The sequence below is a fragment of the Paenibacillus psychroresistens genome (genome assembly GCF_009728935.1).
Lineage (GTDB): Bacteria > Bacillota > Bacilli > Paenibacillales > NBRC-103111 > Paenibacillus_AC > Paenibacillus_AC psychroresistens.
Map to the genome: position 1 here is coordinate 12,501 of NZ_CP034235.1, position 19,701 is coordinate 32,201.

Here is a 19,701-nt window from a genome sequence, read left to right on the forward strand (position 1 = left end):
CGGTTCATCGATTTAATTGCTGGTAAAGCAACTAAATAGAGCAAACTCCCAATGAAAACCTCACAATTCGTTTTGCAATAGCAAAACTCTGATGGCCCTTAGCTCAGCTGGTTAGAGCGCACCCCTGATAAGGGTGAGGTCGGTGGTTCGAGTCCACTAGGGCCAACCAAATCGTTTTTCCCCATTATGGGGGCATAGCTCAGCTGGGAGAGCGCCTGCCTTGCAAGCAGGAGGTCAACGGTTCGATCCCGTTTGTCTCCACCAAACCTGTTTAAAGCGTTGGTAACGACGGCTTTGGACGACACATGAAACGAAAGGCTGTACCTAAAATTTCCAATTGAAATTGAGGGTTGCAATCGGTTAGTGGAGTGTGGTAAGATACTTTTTGCTGCTGTAAGCGGCGTGAAGAAAAAGAATAAAGGTGCTTCGCAAGAAGTACACCCATTGTTCCTTGAAAACTAGATAACGAAGCAAAGAACGAAACATCCAAAACCGTAACATCCGGTTATTGAATCGTATTCAATAACAAGTATTTTCATGCAAATGAGAATGCAAGTGGATAAGCTAATAAGAGCACACGGAGGATGCCTAGGCGCTAGGAGCCGAAGAAGGACGTGGCGAACGACGAAATGCCTCGGGGAGCCGTAAGCAGGCATTGATCCGGGGATGTCCGAATGGGGGAACCCAGCAGTCGTAATGGACTGTTACCATCAACTGAATACATAGGTTGGTTGGAGGCATACCCAGGGAACTGAAACATCTAAGTACCTGGAGGAAAAGAAAACAATAGTGATTCCGTCAGTAGCGGCGAGCGAACGCGGATTAGCCCAAACCAAGGTACTTGTACCTTGGGGTTGCGGGACATCGACATATCGAAGTATTTGTTAGGTGAAGAGGTCTGGAAAGGCCCATCAGAGAAGGTAACAATCCTGTAACCAAAAGCAAATAACAGATTAGGTGTATCCCAAGTAGTGCGGGGCACGTGAAACCCCGTATGAATCCGGCAGGACCATCTGCCAAGGCTAAATACTCCCTAGCGACCGATAGTGAAGCAGTACCGTGAGGGAAAGGTGAAAAGCACCGCGGGAGCGGAGTGAAAAAGAACCTGAAACCGTGTGCTTACAAAAAGTCAGAGCACTCTTTATGTGTGATGGCGTGCCTTTTGTAGAATGAACCGGCGAGTTACGTTCACGTGCAAGGTTAAGTTGAAGAGACGGAGCCGTAGCGAAAGCGAGTCTGAATAGGGCGAATAAGTACGTGGGCGTAGACCCGAAACCGTGTGATCTACCCCTGTCCAGGGTGAAGGTGAGGTAACACTCACTGGAGGCCCGAACCCACGCATGTTGAAAAATGCGGGGATGAGGTGGGGGTAGCGGAGAAATTCCAATCGAACTCGGAGATAGCTGGTTCTCCCCGAAATAGCTTTAGGGCTAGCCTCGAGAATAAGTTGTGGAGGTAGAGCACTGATTGGGTGCGGGGCCCGCCAAGGGTTACCAAGTCCAGTCAAACTCCGAATGCCATAAACTCGAATCTCGGGAGTCAGACAGTGAGTGCTAAGATCCATTGTCGAGAGGGAAACAGCCCAGACCATCAGCTAAGGTCCCCAAGTGTGTGTTAAGTGGGAAAGGATGTGGAGTTGCAAAGACAACCAGGATGTTGGCTTAGAAGCAGCCACCATTGAAAGAGTGCGTAATAGCTCACTGGTCGAGTGACTCTGCGCCGAAAATGTAACGGGGCTAAACACGCCACCGAAGCTATGGACTCAACACTTATGGTGTTGTTTGGTAGGGGAGCGTTGTCTATGCTGAGAAGGTGTACCGTAAGGAGCGCTGGAGAGTAGACAAGTGAGAATGCCGGTATAAGTAACGAAAAGACAAGTGAGAATCTTGTCCGCCGAAAGCCTAAGGGTTCCTGAGGAAGGCTCGTCCTCTCAGGGTAAGTCGGGACCTAACGCGAGGCCGAAAGGCGTAGTGGATGGACAACTGGTTGAAATTCCAGTACCACCGTGAACCGTTATGAGCAATGGGGTGACGCAGAAGGGGAAAGATGCAGACGGATGGAAGTGTCTGTGCAAGCAGTGAGGCTAAAGTGTAGGCAAATCCGCACTTTGTTAGGCTAGGCTGTGATGCGGAGGGAAAATTACAGTACCGAAGATCATGTACTCAAGCTGCCAAGAAAAGCCTCTAGCCAGGGAGAAGGTGCCCGTACCGCAAACCGACACAGGTGGGCGAGAAGAGTATTCTAAGGCGCGCGGAACAACTCTCGTTAAGGAACTCGGCAAAATGACCTCGTAACTTCGGGAGAAGAGGTGCCTCGGTAGGGTGAATAGCCCGAGGGGGCCGCAGTGAAAAGGCCCAAGCGACTGTTTAGCAAAAACACAGGTCTGTGCGAAGCCGTAAGGCGAAGTATACGGGCTGACGCCTGCCCGGTGCTGGAAGGTTAAGAGGAGTGGTAAGCCGCAAGGCGAAGCTATGAATTGAAGCCCCAGTAAACGGCGGCCGTAACTATAACGGTCCTAAGGTAGCGAAATTCCTTGTCAGGTAAATTCTGACCCGCACGAATGGCGTAACGACTTGGGCGCTGTCTCAACGAGAGATCCGGTGAAATTTTAATACCTGTGAAGATGCAGGTTACCCGCGACAAGACGGAAAGACCCCATGGAGCTTTACTGTAACTTAATATTGAATTTGGGTATGATCTGTACAGGATAGGTGGGAACCTTTGAGACATGAGCGCCAGCTTGTGTGGAGGTGACGTTGGGATACCACCCTGATCCTACCTAGGTTCTAACCTATGCCCCTGAATCGGGGCAAGGGACCGTGTTAGGTGGACAGTTTGACTGGGGCGGTCGCCTCCTAAAGTGTAACGGAGGCGCCCCAAGGTTCCCTCAGAATGGTTGGAAATCATTCGAAGAGTGCAAAGGCATAAGGGAGCTTGACTGCGAGACCAACAAGTCGAGCAGGGACGAAAGTCGGGCTTAGTGATCCGGTGGTTCCGAATGGAAGGGCCATCGCTCAACGGATAAAAGCTACCCTGGGGATAACAGGCTTATCTCCCCCAAGAGTCCACATCGACGGGGAGGTTTGGCACCTCGATGTCGGCTCATCGCATCCTGGGGCTGAAGTAGGTCCCAAGGGTTGGGCTGTTCGCCCATTAAAGCGGTACGCGAGCTGGGTTCAGAACGTCGTGAGACAGTTCGGTCCCTATCTGTCGTGGGCGCAGGAAATTTGAGAGGAGCTGTCCTTAGTACGAGAGGACCGGGATGGACGTTCCGCTGGTGTACCAGTTGTTCCGCCAGGAGCATCGCTGGGTAGCCAAGAACGGACGGGATAAGCGCTGAAAGCATCTAAGCGTGAAGCCCCCCTCAAGATGAGATTTCCCAGTATGTAAGACCCCTTGTAGACCACGAGGTTGATAGGTTTGAGGTGGAAGTGCAGCAATGTATGGAGCTGACAAATACTAATCGGTCGAGGGCTTACCCCAATAAGACTTGTTATGCAGTCATGTGTAAGAAGCAGTGTGTTACCTGGATGTTTCACAACTCTTCGCTTCGTTTCTAGTTTTCAGGGAATAATCCTTGAATTGCACCGCGTTTGGTAATGATGGCGGAGGGGAACCACGCGTTCCCATCTCGAACACGACCGTTAAGCCCTCCAGCGCCAAGGGTACTTGAACCGCAGGGTTCTGGGAGAGTAGGACGTTGCCAAGCAAAATAAAGAAGCCTTTTGGGTTTATTCCCAGAAGGCTTTTTTTCAGTCCTATAATGCCGGATCAAGCCACTGAAATCCTATAAAAAAACATTATACAGGATATCCTTTATAATAATTTTATCTAACAAATTGGGAAGAGTTGACCTTGACATTAATTTTGCGATTTTGTTACTATTAAACAGGCACTAGATTAAAAATAGGGTTTGAAAGGTGAAAATCAGTTTTCTTTGTATGCGTAGTTTCGTGTGTGATACAATAGGGATTGGCAATTTTAATAGAAGAAATTAAATTTATTAGATTCGTTTTCTGATGAAAACGCGAAGGAGTGTTATTCAATTGATTAAATGGAAAGCATATAAAAGACCGGTAGCAGGGGCATTAGCTGTATTACTGCTTGGACAAATTCTCTTGTTTGCAGGCACGGCAAAAGTGAGTGCTGCTGATACTCCGGGTATTGATCTTAAGCTCGAGGTAAAGGCTGCGATTCTGATTGACGCGGATTCGGGAGAGGTTCTTTATGAGCTCAATGCGGATGCACCATTAGCCCCTGCGAGCATGGCAAAGATGATGACCGAGTATTTGGTGATGGAAGCCTTGCAAACCGGTAAAATCAAGATGGATACAATGGTTCCTACAAGTAAATATGCGGCTAGTGTTGGAGGCTCAGGAGGTTTATTAGCAGAGGGCGATGAGCATACGGTAAATGATATGTTTGCAGGAATGTCCATTAACTCGGCGAATGATTCAACTATTGCACTTGCAGAGCTTGTCGGCGGTGGATCGGAAGAGAGCTTTGCTGGGATGATGAATGATAAAGCTAAAGAATTAGGCCTCTCTTCCAATGCTCATTTTATTAATTCGACAGGTTTAGATCGTTCCGACCTCGGTGAGTATGCACCTAAAAGTATTGAAGGCGAAACTATATTTACAGCAAGAGATGCTTCAATATTAGCTCAACGTTTATTGAAGGATCATAAGGAAATACTAGCGTATACCAAAATCCCATCACAAAAGTTCAGACCTAAAGATAAAACACCAATGATCAATTGGAATTGGATGCTTGAAGGCAATAAAGATATTCAAAACTTTAAAAAATATGCCTATATCGGGATGGATGGTTTAAAAACGGGACATACCGATGCAGCAGGCTACTGTTTTACAGGTACGGCTGAACGTAATGGAATGCGTCTAATTAGTGTTGTTATGGGGGCTGCATTTGGATTACCAGACAATCAGGTTAATCAAGGCAAGCGATTTATTGAAACTAGAAAGCTAATGGATTATGGCTTTAACAATTTCGAAATCAAACAGATTATTGCTCCTAAGACAGCAGTTGAAAGTCTTCCAGATGTCAAAGTAAAAAAAGGTGTTGCTACTAAGGTTTCTGTTGTAACAGAATCCGCACTATCTTTAGTTGTCAAAAAAGGAATGACTCCAGACCAGATCAAACAAGAGGCTGTTTCTTACGATGCAAACAAAATAGTGGCGCCAATTAAAGCTGGAGATCCTCTAGGAACTCTTACTGTTACCTATAACAATAAGAAGCATGAGATTAAATTGGTTGCAACAGAAGCTGTGAAAAAAGGAAGCTGGATTCGCTTATTGTTCCGGGCCATTGGAAAATTCTTTAGTGGATTGTTTAAAGGAATTAAGAATATATTCTAAATTCTGAGAAAGGATTAGTTACTTGCTTATACTGATCTTAGAATTACGGACAAACGCCGTCTTGAAAACTCGGCGCAGCCGTTTATCCTTAATTCCAACAATTTAAGTAGGAATAATGAAAATAGCGACTTTAAAGTACCAAATCAGGTTGTATAATTGAATCTGTTGTTGTAAAATTGTTGGATATATATTTCAGGAGGTTTGAGGAATGGAAACAGGAACATCACGAGTAAAAAAAGGTATGGCTGAAATGCAAAAAGGCGGAGTAATCATGGATGTCATGAGCGCTGAGCAAGCAAAGATCGCAGAAGCTGCAGGAGCGTCCGCAGTTATGGCTTTAGAACGTGTACCAGCTGATATTCGCGCTTCAGGCGGAGTTGCCCGTATGGCAAACCCAGAGCTTGTAGAGGCGGTTATGAAGGTTGTTTCTATACCAGTTATGGCAAAGGCACGGATCGGACATTTTGTAGAAGCTAAGGTTTTAGAATCATTGGGTGTTGACTATATAGATGAGAGTGAAGTTCTAACTCCTGCCGATGAAGTTTATCATATCAATAAAAGAGACTATACCGTTCCTTTTGTATGCGGAGCTCGTGACTTAGGAGAAGCATTACGTCGTATTGGCGAAGGTGCATCCATGCTTCGTACTAAGGGTGAGCCAGGAACAGGAAATATTGTTGAAGCTGTTCGTCATATGCGTAATATCCAAGCTCAAATTCGTAAAGTTCAGAATATGTCTAAGGATGAATTGCATTTTGAAGCCAAAACATTAATGGTTGATTACGATCTTCTATTACAAGTACATGAGTTAGGTAAGCTTCCAGTAGTTAATTTCGCTGCAGGCGGAATTGCAACTCCATCCGATGCAGCTTTAATGATGCATTTGGGAGCAGACGGTGTGTTTGTAGGATCGGGTATATTTAAATCAGACAGCCCAGAGAAATTCGCTAAAGCAATCGTGGAAGCAACAACGCATTATACGGATTATAGACTGATTGCAGAAGTATCCAAAAACTTGGGTGCAGCTATGAAAGGTATTGAAATCTCTAAGCTTGAGCCATCCCAACGTATGCAGGATCGTGGTTTCTAATGAAGATAGGTGTATTGGCGCTACAAGGAGCGGTGGCAGAGCATATTCGTATGATCGAGCTTGCCGGTGCTGAAGGAGTGGCCATTAAAACGATAGAGCAACTAAATGACATAGATGGCATCATTCTTCCTGGCGGAGAGAGTACGACCATAGGGAGGCTTATGCGGACCTACGGTTTTATTGAACCCCTGCAAGAATTCTCACAGCAAAAGAAACCGATTTTCGGTACATGTGCCGGATTGATTCTAATTGCTAAGGAAATATCAGGACAGGATCAAAAGCATTTGCAGCTGATGGATATTACAGTGGCTCGCAATGCCTTTGGTCGTCAGCGCGAAAGCTTTGAAACGGATTTAGTAGTTGAAGGCATTGCAGATGATGTTAGAGCCGTATTCATTCGAGCCCCTTTAATTGAAAAAGTAGGCAAGGAAGTACGCGTTCTAGCAGAGTATCAAGGTCAAATTGTCGCTGCTCAGCAAGGTCATTTGCTGGCGGCTTCTTATCATCCAGAGCTTACGGATGATTACCGGATGCATGCTTATTTTATCGATATGGTGAATCAAAAATAATATAATCCCTTTTGGGAGGGTTTCTTTTGTTGGATGCAAAGCTGCTAAGAAATGAATTTGATCGTGTACAACAAGCGATGTTGAATCGTGGTAAATCTTTAGAGGAAATTAATAAATTTGCGGCTTTGGATACGGCGAGACGAGAGCTTCTCCAAGAGGCAGAACAGCTGAAAAACCGTCGTAATGTCGTTTCACAGGAAGTGGCCGGTAAGAAAAAAAGCGGTGAAAGTGCGGATTCCTTGATCGAGGAAATGAAGATTGTTTCTGACCGTATCAAGGTACTGGACGATGAGCTTCGTATCGTTGAAGTGGATCTGAATTTGGTGCTGCTCTCCATTCAGAATATTCCGCATGAGTCTGTACCGATTGGCAAAACGGAAGACGAAAATGTAGAGCTTCGTAAATGGAGTGAGCCTACAGTTTTTGCGTTTGAACCCAAACCCCATTGGGAAATTGGACAAGAACTTGGGATATTGGACTTTGAAGCTGCTGCTAAGGTAACAGGTTCACGGTTTGTTTTTTATAAAGGGCTAGGGGCGCGTTTGGAACGGGCTTTAATTAATTTCATGATGGACCTTCATGCAACTGAGCATGGGTATGAGGAAATGCTGCCGCCTTATATCGTTAATAGCGATAGCCTGACAGGTACAGGACAGTTTCCTAAGTTTGCAGAGGATGTTTTTAAGCTTGAGGATTCCGAATATTATCTCATTCCAACTGCGGAAGTGCCGGTTACGAATTATCATCGTGATGATATTCTGACAATGGACTACTTGCCTAAGTATTTTGTAGCGTTCAGTGCTTGCTTTCGCTCTGAAGCAGGTTCAGCGGGCAGAGACACGCGTGGATTGATCCGTCAGCACCAATTTAACAAAGTAGAGCTAGTAAAGCTTGTCTTGCCTGAAACGTCTTACGATGAGCTAGAGAAGCTTACAAGCGATGCTGAGAAGGTATTACAGCTGCTTAAGCTGCCGTATCGGGTTTTATCATTGTGTACAGGGGATTTAGGCTTCACATCCGCTAAGACCTATGACCTTGAGGTTTGGTTGCCGCATAGCCAAATGTATCGTGAGATATCATCCTGCAGTAATTTTGAAGATTTCCAAGCGCGCCGAGCGAATATTCGTTTCCGCAGAGATACGAAAGCAAAACCGGAGTTTGTACATACCTTAAACGGTTCAGGTCTAGCTTTAGGAAGAACGGTTGCGGCAATCTTGGAAAATTATCAGCAAGCGGATGGATCTGTAGTTATTCCAGAGGTTCTCCGGCCGTATATGAATCAGGTTGCTGTGATTGAAAAAAGCGCCAAAAAATAAGTTTGAATTTAGAACTTGAAATTGCTTAGAAAAGTATGTTACAATGCTTTTTGTCACGAATTGACGACACCTAATTTGGAAGCATCCTTTGGGAAAGCTCCATACGGAGAGATGGTCGAGTGGTTTAAGGCTCTAGTCTTGAAAACTAGCGTAGGGGTGACTCTACCGTGGGTTCGAATCCCACTCTCTCCTCCATTTTTAATTTAAGCAAGACAACATAAAAGTTATTACTGGCTATTTAGTCCAGTGATAACTTTTTTTTATTTTTATTAAAAACAATTGTTTTCAAATGGTATCAATTGGATACTGCCTTCTTGAAGAAAAATTGTCGACCTGATACATACATGATTATTGTCTCATTTAGACACAATGAAAAGAAATTTAAATGCTCCTCTATAACATGACGCAATGTAGTCATATTATAAACGCTACAATAGGTTTGAAGTTATCACTCACAACATAGGAGGAATTACTCTCATGGGTTTTCAATTAGAAAACATTTTAAGTGAATTTAAAGGCAAAAGGGCTTTGGTCACAGGCGGTACCAAAGGAATGGGAGAGGCCATTGCTAAGAGACTTACGGCTGCAGGTGCTACCGTAATAACTACGGCACGAACTACTCCAGTTAATATAGAAAATTCAGACCTGTTTATTCCAGCTGATATTAGTACTCCTGAAGGTGTAGATAAAGTAGTGAACGGTGTCCTTGCGCGCCTAGGCGGCGTAGATATTCTTGTCAACAATGTTGGAGGCTCGTCAGCCCCATCCGGGGGATCACTTGTCTTGACGGACGAGCACTGGCAGCAAACTTTTAACTCCAATCTGTTCGCTGCCGTCCGTTTAGATCGTGGACTGCTTCCGGCTATGGTGGAAAAGGGTTCCGGTGTTATTATTCATATTTCATCGATTCAACGTCGCTTGCCGCTATATGATGCAACATTGGCTTATGCTGCGGCTAAAGCTGCTTTAACTACTTATAGCAAAGGATTATCAAAGCAGTTTTCGCCTCAAGGCATTCGTATTAATACAGTTGCGCCAGGTTTCATCGAAACAAAGGCGGCACAAAGGTTGATTGATCGGATAGCTGAGACGACAGGCAGCAGAGAAAGTGCATTAAAGCAGCTGATGGACTCGTTAGGAGGCATTCCAATTGGTCGACCAGGATTACCAGAAGAAGTTGCTGAGCTTGTTGCTTTTCTAGTATCCGACCGGGCCGCTTCAATTACAGGAAGTGAATATAATATTGATGGTGGAACAGTTCCAACGGTTTAAATTCCCGAGCTAAAATATAATTCAATTCTGGACAAACGCATCATCTTCCTTGGGAAGGTTGGTGCGTTTTGTCTTTGTTTGCAACTAACTATTAAGGAGCAATCTTTTATATTGGTTAAATCGCTGTAAGTAATATCCAAGGTTTTTATGATATGATACTTTAGTATAAGTAAACTAAAGTTAACCGGAATGGAGTCCGACTCTTTGATTAAAGATCTTATAACGAATATAGCGATATTTTCTAGCATAATTTTCTTTTATAATAGTTTAGTTCCGATTGATTGGGCTGGAAATCGTAAAGCTTCCGCTAAGCGGGTTTTGGCTCAAGGAATAGTTATGGGGATACTAGGTAATGTTTTGATGTTTTTTAGTGTTCATGTGAATGCAACCACTATCGTTGATTATAGGCAGCTTGCTGTGATTTGTGCGGCATTGTTTGGAGGTATATTTTCCTCGCTTATAGCTAGCGTTCTGATCGGAATCGGACGTGTATTAATATTTGGGGGATTTAATTCATCCTCGTTAATTGGAGTGGCAAGTATTTTATCAACGGGTCTAATTTCGGGTTTAATTGTTAGTCGGATTTATAAATATAGGAACCGTTGGATTCTATTCGTTATAACGATGATCGCTACAACTACCATTGCCTTTTTCTTGATATTAGGTAGTAAAAGCATGAAGATACTTCCTTATTTTTTTATTGTATTAGTGATAGGTTCATGTTTTGTTGCCTACTTATTGCGTTATCTGGTCAAAACTAATATTCAGCAACACTTAGTTAAGGAAAATGAAAAACGCTTTCGTAATTTAAGCTCTTTAAAGGATGCCGTTTTTAATTCTGCTTCTGAGGTTTCCATTACTGTTACAGATTCTGAAGGGGTCTTTACCCTATTTAATCAAGGTGCTGAGAGAATGCTAGGTTATACAGAAGCAGAAATGGTAGGTAAGGAAACGCCTTTGATCATTCATCTTGAATCTGAGGTTCAGCGGAGGGGGGAAGAGCTTTCTGCTCTCTTTAATAAAGAAATTCAGGGCTTTGATATATTGGTTGAATGGACTCGTCATGGTAAAGCGGATGAAAGAGAATGGACCTATTTGCGCAAAGATGGTAAACATTTAACCGTCAATCTAATTGTAACAGCGTTGCATTATGAAGGTCGAATATCTGGCTTTATTGGAATTGCAACGGATATTACCGGGAAAAAGCATGCCGAAGAAGAGCTGCATTATCAGAATGAGGAGCTGCAGGCCCAACAAGCCGAGCTTGAAGCCCAGCAGGAGGATTTACTATTTACTCTAACTAAACTAGAAGAAAGCGAAAGCTATTTAAAGAAACGAAATATGCTGGCAATCACTTTAGTTAATACATTAGATAAAAAAGACTTATATCAAAGTATAATGGATAGCCTTATCGATTTATTTGGTGCTCAAAGAGGAATTATTATTATTTTGGATAAACTGCAGGAGTTTGCTGCTTTTGGATATTCGGAGCAAGAGGCAGTGGCATTAAAGCTAAGTATGAGTCAGATAATATTACCGCGGTTAAACGAGCAGAAGCTACCTTTTACGGTGAAAAATGAAGAAACTCATAATCTTTATATTCCTGTAATAGATGAAGATATGGAGCTGATTGCTTGTATTGTTCTAAGCAGATTACATAATCCGATAACTAAAAGTGAGCTAGAAGAAGCTATAGGTTTAGCTACACAGATTGCCTTATCTTTGCAAAAGCTCTGGCTGCATGAAGAAAGTAAACAACAACGAGAGTTAATGCAGGATATGATGAATACCATCCAAGAGGGAATTCTCCTAATTGATCTTCAGGGAAACACGCTTCAAGTGAATACAAAGTTCTGTGAGTTAATTGGTTATAAAGCAGCGGAAAGCGGAGGCTCCTTCATATCGAATGGTTTTAAGGAGGAAGAGGAAGACCCCTTCAGAATGAACATCTATTGGGAGCATTTAAAACAAATTATAGATGACCCTCACTTACTACAAACATTCATCAGGAATATTATCTTAAATCCAATAAAAGGTTCAGCAACGATTAACTACCGAATTAATTCACCCGTCAAACGAAATATAAATATGTATTATGAGCTTTTATATTTGAACGGGCATGTTTTTGCTGTACTGCTCGTCCATCGAGATGTGACAAGGGAATATGAGCTTGATCAATTGAAATCGGAGTTTGTTAATACAGTCAGTCACGAGCTTAGAACCCCTTTGTCCAGCGTATATGGTTTAACAGAGCTTATGCTTACTAAACAGCTAAGTCCAGAAAAGCAGCATAAGTATTTAACAACGATCTATGAGGAAACCAAGCGATTAACATCTCTAATCAATAACTTTCTCGATTTACAGCGAATGGAATCCGGTAGAAAGGTATATGAAATCATCTGTGTGGATATTGAGAAAATTATTTATAAAGTTTTGGATTTTAATAAAATAAATATGGAAAATCACGAAGTTTCTTATCAGTTTCAAGATAAGCCATTGCTGGTTATGGGAGACGAGGATAGTCTTACACAAATCATGATGAATTTAGTCAGTAATGCGATAAAATACTCACCTAAAGGCGGTAAGATCCAAATCTCAGCTTGGAAAGAAGGCGAATACCGGGCAATTTCGATAAAAGATGAGGGTTTAGGTATTCCAGCGGATTCACTCAATCAGCTTTTCTCCAAGTTTTACCGTGTGGATAATTCCGATCGTCGGCAAATTGGGGGTACAGGTCTAGGACTTTCTATTGTTAAAGAGATCGTCACCTCACATAAAGGAGACATACGGGTTTCTTCTGTTTATGGAGAAGGCAGTACCTTTACGATCCGTTTGCCTATTGGAGTTAATCTGGACGAAGAAGACTTATTATTGCGTGCATAGAATTACAGCAAAAGCGGCATTGTATTAATGGAGGTGGTAGTATTGAGTAAATTGGATATGCCAACACTTAATCAGACCGAGCTTATTGCAATGTGGCAGAAGACTTTACCCGAGTATTTAAATGAAACGGATCAAGCAAAGGTAATGCAGGACGCAAGTAATTCAAAGCTGATCCGAATTCATATTGATTCAGCAGGGCGAAGCTTCTATTCCTTTGAGTTTAATGTCATGTATCTGGACTCGCGAGAAGTAAATGTTGATTTTCAAATAGCTTATGTAGACCATAAACCGGTTGATGAGCAAACCGAACAGCTTCAAGAATTAATAAAAGATTATGTACGACATATTCACGAATGCGCGCAGGCTTTGCAAAAATTCACACATAGCTAAAGGGGCAAACAGATATGAGCAAAGATAAATCACAGCCTGTAAATCCTCCAACAGGGGACTATAATCAACCTAACCAACGAGATGGGCAGCCTAAACCATTATCGGGATCGAAAAAAGTGAAGAACCAGAACCATTCCCGTAGCAACCACGGTGAAGGCAGCTAATAAATTTCTGAATTTAGCCGAATAAGATTATCAGAAGGGGACAAACTAATCTCGACGGTGAAGAGAGGTGTGGGTTCCGTTGGACAACGAAACGCAACAACCGATTGAAGGTAATTTCTAGCTTTTTTTCGAAAAATGGTGCTAAAGACATCATTGCGAGCTTCTAAAATGGTTGAAGTCTACGACGATCCAAGTGAGCTATAAATCAATGCTGAGATGATCCCTAAATAACACCGTCAAAAGAACGAGGCACCCTCAAAAGGGTGCCTCGTTTTTGCGAGTACCCATTACAGGAATAAAGGAGAAATTGTAAATTTTTCTATGTAGTGATACGATATACCAGTAAGTCGTAATTCTACATAGCGAGGTGAGATAGATGGGAAAATCAGAGCTGCTTAAAGGGAGCACTGAAATTATTTTATTAACATTGCTTAACGAAAAAGTCATGTACGGTTACGAAATTGCTAAGAAAATAGAAGAAGAATCCGAAGGTTACCTTCAGTTTAAAGAAGGAACGCTTTATCCAACCTTGAAGAAGTTAGAAACAGAAGGCTTGGTTGAAAGCTACTGGCAGAGCTCAAATGAAGGCCCGCGAAGAAAATATTACACGATTACTAAAACGGGTAAAAAGATTATGGGCGATCTTCAGAAAGAGTGGGGTTTATTCCAAAGGGTCATGAATCGGATGGTAGGTGAGTCAAATGCCTAAGAATCAGTCTAATCAAGAATTTGAGAATTATTTGGACAAAATCACGGGATCATTGTCATTAAATATAGACGAGAAAAACGAGCTAAAGGAAGAGTGGCTGCAGCATTTAGTCGATAGCAAGGATCATTTTGTGCAAAAAGGAATGAAGGAGCAAGAAGCGATCGATCAGGCTATGAAACAGTTTGGCGGCGTGGATCAGCTTCAATCGGAACTTAAACGAAATATGGCGTCATTGAGAAATATGCATTTTTTGAAGGAACTTGTAATCTGGACAATTTGTTTAATGGCAGCCTCTGTTGGACCTAGTATTTTTACGGGGGAGACATTTCAAGTTTCTTATCTTACGGTAGCTGTATGCCTATTATTCTGTTGTTATGGGATCTATCACATTATGATCAACGTGGAAACCATCTCATTATTCCTATAGTGGGGTTGCCGATTGCTTATTGTGTGTATGCCTCATATTATTTCTCAAAGGTTTCCTGGTCTGTTTATTTGCAGAATATCTTTTATTATAATTGGATCCATTTAACAGGTTACGGTCTGTTTACAACACCCATGCTGCATATTCTCTGGATTCTTATCCTAATTAATATAATTTTTTTACAGCGTTCGAATAAAAAGAAATGGCACTCTTTAATCAGAGGAAGCTTTGAATATTGGTTCATGATTATGATTGCGATGTATATCGTAACTAAAGAATGGATCAGCTTTTCTTCAGAAATGAATGTTATTTTATTAAACATTTTTGTATTATATGGCTTGCTTCAACAGCTTATTGTGCCCACCTACATAGTTAAATCATGGAACAAACTGGGGCATCGCTTAAGAAGTGCAAACAAAGATAGAGCTTAATTAATGAAAGCTGAATGAGCTGCAGGCCTTAGCTACATGGTATGCGGCTTTTAATTTGAAAACAATTATAATAAATTTGAAGCAAGTGCAGGGTTTTAGAATTTAGCATCGTCTATTACATTGGGGAAGGGGGAGGCAAGTATAGATGACGAGACGATAGTCCAGCAGGTTATATCAGGTCAAGATGACTATTATCGGATGCTCATTGACCGGCATCGCAGTTATTTATACGGAATTGTCTATTCTGTTGTCAAGCACGTTAAGGATGCAGAAGAAGTGACTCAGGATGTTTGGGTAAAAATATATTTTGCACTCCCCCAATACCAGCAGCAAGGCTTCAGAACATGGATCAGCCGGATTGCTGTGAATCAAGCAATTGATTTTGTGCGGAAACGGTACAAGCAGCTAGAGCAGCTTTATGGAGATGAAGTCCCTGAGCTAAGCTCACCCCCCATCCCCATGAATAACCCAAATGAATTGCTGTTGCTGCGTAAAGAAAGAAAAGAGCTTATACAAGATAATTTATCTCGTTTGCCTGAAAACTATCGTGAAATTATTATTGCCTTTTATATGGAGGAGAAGTCATATCAGCAAATTGCCATCGATCAGGGCATAGCTTTAAAAACTGTAGAGTCTAAGCTATATCGTGCTAAAAAATGGCTTAAAGCGCATTGGAAGGAGGAGGATTTTGGATGAGACATTATAGCAGCCAAGAATGTTTAGCTTATATTGAGAGAAAGCTTTCAGCGGAAAATGAACGCGAATATGAAGATCATTTATATGAATGTGACGTTTGTCTAGAGCTTTACACAGCTTGCCTAGTTCCGCTAGAGCATGATTCAACTACAACATATCCGATTCCTTCTGATCCAAACGAAGCGTTTACGGAGCAAATTATGGCCCGAATTAACAGCGAGAAGCAACGTATAATGCCCTCCACTCCTCTTAGGAAACCGGCTTTATATCGAAAGCCCGTATTCCAATACGCTTTAGCAGCGGCCATTACTCTTATTCTAATGACAACAGGGGTTTTTCACGGTATTACGGGAGGGGCGGGTCAGACGCCACAAACTTCTAGGCAAACGGTGGAAGCTTCTTTTACGGAACAATTGATGGATAAAACAGTAGCTATGTTGGATTCGATTCAGCTAAAAGCTAATTTAATTGAAAAGGGGGGCGAAAAGCATGAATAAACATCCATTTCTAACGATTGTTCTGGGATTCATTCCAGGTTTGGGCCATTTATTTGCGGGGAGAATAATCCGTGCATTCCTTTATGGCTGCCTGTTTTTTGGTTTTGTAATTCTAACTCTATATGTTCATGCGGAATGGAACGGTGATGATTTTCCAACTTTTGTTTTTTTTGTGCTTGGTGTGATTGTTTGGTTTGTTAGTTTGATAGACCTAATTGTTTATGTGACTGGGGTGAAAAAACGTGAATCGACAAGTTTAAACTCAGAAGGTGCGCTGCCTTATAAAGATGAATCTCAACAAAACGAGCGGTTCTTTACCATGCTAAGCTCAATCATTCCTGGTTTAGGGCATTTTCAAATGGGATTGATGCAGAGAGGGCTATCCTTTTTGGTCGCTTTCTTCGGCGTAATTACGATGATTTTCTTTGTTCGCTATGTTACACATTTAGAAGGTATGTTTGTTTTCCTTCTGACTGTTCCGATTATTTGGTTATATGGGTTATTTGATGCCATGCAGCTGCTTCACCGTAAGCAAAAAGGCGAGGTGCTGGTTGACCGCACGATTTTTGATGAGTTCGAAGAGGGGCGAGAAGCGGGTAAGAAAAGCAAGACTTTGGCTATTATCCTGTCCATTCTACCCGGAGCGGGACATATGTATTTAGGATTACAGCAGCGCGGGCTGCAGTTGATGGCAGGCTTTCTTTTCTCCTTCTACATTCTAGATGCCTTACATTTATCGATCTTCCTCTTTCTGATTCCGATTCTTTGGTTTTATAGTCTATTTGATGCCATGCAGCATGTATCCCGTCACGGTGTCGTGGAAATTAAGGATGTCCCCATCATAGAGTGGCTTAAAAATTATCAAAAATGGATTGGAATTGGTTTGCTGGTTTTAGGTTTTTATCATTTGTTGGATGAGTTTGTGCTGGTAATGCTCCACCGGTTGTTGCCGGATCTTCAGATCTGGTTTCATCGTTATTTTCAAGTGTTTGTAGTATCGACGTTATTAATCGGGTTCGGATTTCGGCTGCTTGCGGGTACGCCATCTAAAAAAGATGTAACCAAGAGAGGAGAATGATCGAGGTGGAGGCGTTAGAACCATTAGTTAGAAAACGTTGGCGCGTCGGGACCTTATCTATGGGTGTCTCATTAATTAGCTTAGGGTTAACCCTACTCGTCTCATCCTGGCAGGGGATTATAGCTTTTGATACATTGATTAAGCTATGGCCGATTATTTTTGTGCTGCTAGGCTGTGAAATCCTTTTGTATCTCTTTCTTTCAAGATCAGAGAAGCCAATCCTCCATTATGATGTGTTTAGTATCGCTTTTGTAAGCTTTCTCTGTTTATGCTGCTTGCTATTTTCCTTACTTACTTCTACCGGCTTAATGGAAGAGTTTCGGTATACGATTAATTCCAATGTTGCCACTGCGGACCTACCCGACACAAAGTTTGATGTTCCCGTAGGAATTGAGAAGATTATCGTTCAAACCGCAGACCGCAAATTAAAAATAGACACAAACAGCTTGCCTGAAATTCGCTTATTGGGAATTTACCAGAAGGACGTAACACTTAAATCAGAACAGCCTGCTTTAAAATCGGAGGATGTTGTTACAACAAAAACCATTGGCAAAACCATGTATGTTCTAATTAAGCAACTGCCAGAAAAAAGAGGCTTTGAGCGGGATCAGCCTGTCTCTAGTATGATTCTTGTAGTCCCGCAAGCAATCCCTGTTGAGGTTCTGGATGCTTATAATAATATAATAAAGCCTAATTAAGGGATAGAATTTAAAAGAAGCGCCTCAAGGACTTAACGTCCTCGAAGCGCTTCTTTGTTATTAACTCTTATTTATTGTAAATTCGATCTGCAAATGTAAGAATCTGCTCAAGTAGAGCAGCCGGCTGTTCTTGCATACTCATATGGCCAGCATTCGCGATCGTTACTTGTGTGATATGTTCGCCATGCTCAGCAAAAGCTTTCTCCAGTGGGATAATTTGATCGGCTTCGCCGGCAATTAATAGCACGGGTACCTGTGCATCAGCTATTATTTGGTTGCGGTCTACACGATCGCGCATACCCACTAACACATTCATTGCACCCTTAGGATTGGTTGCAACACCAATCTGTCGAATATGTTCGACTGTTGGCTTCATAGTCTCTAGATGCTCAGGTGCAAATAGCTTAGGGTTCAGTCCTGCAATGAACGATTCGATGCCATTCTCGCTAATCCCTGCAATTCCATTGTCACGATTGGCTTTGCCCTTCTCATCATCTGCAAAGCCTGATGAATGCACAAGTGAAAAGGCATGCAGCTTCTCCGGATATTGCTCAGCAAATGCCAAAGTAACATAACCGCCAAGTGAATGACCGATAAGTATCGCTTGCGGAATATGCAATTTTTCTAATAATTCTGCTATATCATGCGCCATTAATTCCATCGGATAAGGCTCATCGGAGATGCCTGATTGGCCATGTCCACGCAAATCAGGTGCTATAACGCGATATTGCTTGCTTAGCTGAGGCAGGATCTTGTCCCAATAATCGGAGCTTCCACATAAACCGTGCAATAACACTAGTGGCTCCCCGCTGCCTTGATCCTCATAAGCCAATACTATGCCATTAAATTCGATTGTGTTCTTAGCCATAATAGCTCACCTGCTTTCTTGTTCCATAGTATACTACAAACTTTGGTTTTTATTGCTTGAGTAAGGCTGGAGTGGAATTAAACTGAAAATCTGAAGGGCTGCAGAAACCGCATAACCAAAACCAAGCATTAAAAAGGGGTACATCCCGAAGGAATAACGTACATCCGGTACAAACAATAAATGTATCACGAGAAGAGTTACGAGACTTATCGTGAGAAAACGTAGGGAGCGATTTCTGCAGCTAATCAAGCTGAGCCAAGCTACCCAGGTAAAGATCAAGTGTAACTTAACCAAAACGTTGGCTATTAAAACAGGCAATGTGTAAAAATAAGGTGTCTTGAACAGCACCATAAATTTGCCTATGGTAAACCAGCGAAACCATAGCCAAGGATCCTCGGAGAAGCCTTGTTTAATTCGACGGATCCCCTCGTTAAACTGATCCTCTTCTTTGATTTGACTCCAATCGATTGTTTGTCGAAAGTAAGGATCCGTGCCGCCTAATAAAGGATTACCGGAGCCTCCATTTGCTAACAGAATAAACTCGTGAAAAGTAACTATATTACGGATCCACCAAGGTAACATCACAAGTACAAAGGCACTAAAGCTTAATCCAATAGCGGGTAAATATAATTTGCGATTTTCGATCCAGAGAAACAGGTAGGGGATAATGGCAAGCGGAAGGACATTGGGGCGAATGAGCACGGTTATTGCAAGCAGCATACCCATCCAGAGGTGATTGCTCAAGCGGTTATTCTGAATTATTTTAATTTGAGAATAGATTAAGGCTAAAAAGAAGCTCAGAAATAATGTTTCAGTGGTTAATAAAGATGTTGTCCATATGTAGGTTGGGTAAAAAGTCATTAAGGTGGCAGCAATAATTCCCGCGGGGCGGTTAAATAAGTGTTTTCCAATTAAATAAATTAATCCTATGGCACCTACGCTGACAAACGATTGAATAATACGAACAGCAAGCAAGGCATGATCTAGCGGCTGGTAGCCAAATAAACGATAGACTATTATCAGGAACCAAGGATACCCTGGAGTAACAAGCGAGTTAGGCGAAGTGTCTCGATAGGCAAAGATACCTTTTTCCAGATACTGAATAGCTAGCTTGGAATACTCCAATTGATCAAAAATAAGGGCGGCATGATTACCTCTAAAAGCATAGAACAAACGCAAAGCCAACCCGGTCACAATAAGAAAAACAAGATAATAAACATATCGTCTGTTCTTCACTTGGC

Annotated in this window: 17 protein-coding genes, 3 tRNA genes and 2 rRNA genes; 20 read left to right on the top strand and 2 right to left on the bottom strand. The window is 42.2% G+C overall.

The window, feature by feature from the left end:
• Positions 1 to 92 precede the first annotated feature (92 nt).
• The 20 genes from EHS13_RS00055 (at position 93) to EHS13_RS00150 (ending at position 17,592) form a co-directional block, all read left to right on the top strand.
• Positions 93 to 169, top strand: a tRNA-Ile gene (locus tag EHS13_RS00055).
• Positions 170 to 188: 19 nt separating this feature from the next.
• A tRNA-Ala gene (locus tag EHS13_RS00060) sits at positions 189 to 264 on the top strand.
• Positions 265 to 557: 293 nt separating this feature from the next.
• Positions 558 to 3,483 (top strand): 23S ribosomal RNA (locus EHS13_RS00065).
• Between the two features lie 109 nt (positions 3,484 to 3,592).
• A 5S ribosomal RNA gene (rrf, locus tag EHS13_RS00070) occupies positions 3,593 to 3,709 on the top strand.
• 337 nt (positions 3,710 to 4,046) lie between these two features.
• Positions 4,047 to 5,375 (top strand): D-alanyl-D-alanine carboxypeptidase family protein, encoded by a 1,329-nt coding sequence (locus EHS13_RS00075; protein ID WP_227013725.1) that lies wholly within the window; start codon positions 4,047 to 4,049, stop codon positions 5,373 to 5,375.
• Between the two features lie 208 nt (positions 5,376 to 5,583).
• The gene (gene pdxS / locus EHS13_RS00080) at positions 5,584 to 6,465 is read left to right on the top strand and encodes a pyridoxal 5'-phosphate synthase lyase subunit PdxS (RefSeq protein WP_155698222.1); all 882 of its coding nucleotides are present in this window, start codon (positions 5,584 to 5,586) and stop codon (positions 6,463 to 6,465) included.
• Entirely contained in the window at positions 6,465 to 7,034 is a 570-nt protein-coding gene (gene pdxT, locus EHS13_RS00085) for a pyridoxal 5'-phosphate synthase glutaminase subunit PdxT (RefSeq protein ID WP_155698223.1), read from the top strand. Before pdxS ends, pdxT begins: the two co-directional genes overlap by 1 nt.
• A gap of 26 nt (positions 7,035 to 7,060) precedes the next feature.
• Entirely contained in the window at positions 7,061 to 8,350 is a 1,290-nt protein-coding gene (serS, locus tag EHS13_RS00090) for a serine--tRNA ligase (protein ID WP_155698225.1), read from the top strand.
• A 105-nt stretch (positions 8,351 to 8,455) separates the two neighbouring features.
• Positions 8,456 to 8,545 (top strand) — tRNA-Ser (locus EHS13_RS00095).
• 282 nt (positions 8,546 to 8,827) lie between these two features.
• The gene (locus EHS13_RS00100) at positions 8,828 to 9,622 is read left to right on the top strand and encodes an SDR family oxidoreductase (RefSeq protein WP_155698227.1); all 795 of its coding nucleotides are present in this window, start codon (positions 8,828 to 8,830) and stop codon (positions 9,620 to 9,622) included.
• Between the two features lie 204 nt (positions 9,623 to 9,826).
• Positions 9,827 to 12,505, top strand: a complete 2,679-nt coding sequence (locus EHS13_RS00105; RefSeq protein ID WP_162462907.1) for an ATP-binding protein — start codon at positions 9,827 to 9,829, stop codon at positions 12,503 to 12,505.
• Between the two features lie 42 nt (positions 12,506 to 12,547).
• Entirely contained in the window at positions 12,548 to 12,895 is a 348-nt protein-coding gene (locus tag EHS13_RS00110; RefSeq protein ID WP_405083542.1) for a hypothetical protein, read from the top strand.
• A gap of 14 nt (positions 12,896 to 12,909) precedes the next feature.
• Positions 12,910 to 13,059 carry a small acid-soluble spore protein P gene (locus EHS13_RS00115; protein WP_155698231.1) on the top strand — a complete coding sequence of 50 codons (150 nt, stop codon included), beginning with the start codon at positions 12,910 to 12,912 and terminating at the stop codon, positions 13,057 to 13,059.
• 376 nt (positions 13,060 to 13,435) lie between these two features.
• On the top strand, positions 13,436 to 13,768 hold the full coding sequence (locus tag EHS13_RS00120; protein ID WP_155698233.1) for a PadR family transcriptional regulator: 333 nt from the start codon (positions 13,436 to 13,438) through the stop codon (positions 13,766 to 13,768).
• On the top strand, positions 13,761 to 14,195 hold the full coding sequence (locus EHS13_RS00125) for a permease prefix domain 1-containing protein (protein WP_155698234.1): 435 nt from the start codon (positions 13,761 to 13,763) through the stop codon (positions 14,193 to 14,195). The genes EHS13_RS00120 and EHS13_RS00125 overlap by 8 nt, the downstream gene beginning before the upstream one ends.
• On the top strand, positions 14,195 to 14,623 hold the full coding sequence (locus EHS13_RS00130; RefSeq protein WP_227013726.1) for a hypothetical protein: 429 nt from the start codon (positions 14,195 to 14,197) through the stop codon (positions 14,621 to 14,623). The genes EHS13_RS00125 and EHS13_RS00130 overlap by 1 nt, the downstream gene beginning before the upstream one ends.
• A gap of 120 nt (positions 14,624 to 14,743) precedes the next feature.
• Positions 14,744 to 15,319 carry an RNA polymerase sigma factor gene (locus EHS13_RS00135; RefSeq protein WP_155698238.1) on the top strand — a complete coding sequence of 192 codons (576 nt, stop codon included), beginning with the start codon at positions 14,744 to 14,746 and terminating at the stop codon, positions 15,317 to 15,319.
• Positions 15,316 to 15,816, top strand: coding sequence for an anti-sigma factor (locus EHS13_RS00140; RefSeq protein WP_155698240.1), 501 nt, complete (start codon positions 15,316 to 15,318; stop codon positions 15,814 to 15,816). Before EHS13_RS00135 ends, EHS13_RS00140 begins: the two co-directional genes overlap by 4 nt.
• Complete coding sequence (locus EHS13_RS00145; protein ID WP_155698242.1) at positions 15,809 to 16,894, top strand: hypothetical protein; 1,086 nt, start codon at positions 15,809 to 15,811, stop codon at positions 16,892 to 16,894. The genes EHS13_RS00140 and EHS13_RS00145 overlap by 8 nt, the downstream gene beginning before the upstream one ends.
• Before the next feature lie 5 nt (positions 16,895 to 16,899).
• Entirely contained in the window at positions 16,900 to 17,592 is a 693-nt protein-coding gene (locus EHS13_RS00150; RefSeq protein ID WP_155698243.1) for a hypothetical protein, read from the top strand.
• Between the two features lie 67 nt (positions 17,593 to 17,659).
• Here the strand turns inward: EHS13_RS00150 and EHS13_RS00155 are convergent, their stop codons facing one another.
• Positions 17,660 to 18,460, bottom strand: a complete 801-nt coding sequence (locus tag EHS13_RS00155; protein WP_155698245.1) for an alpha/beta fold hydrolase — start codon at positions 18,458 to 18,460, stop codon at positions 17,660 to 17,662.
• 33 nt (positions 18,461 to 18,493) lie between these two features.
• Positions 18,494 to 19,696: an ArnT family glycosyltransferase gene (locus EHS13_RS00160; RefSeq protein ID WP_162462908.1), complete on the bottom strand. Its 1,203-nt coding sequence runs from the start codon at positions 19,694 to 19,696 to the stop codon at positions 18,494 to 18,496.
• Between the last annotated feature and the right edge of the window lie 5 nt (positions 19,697 to 19,701).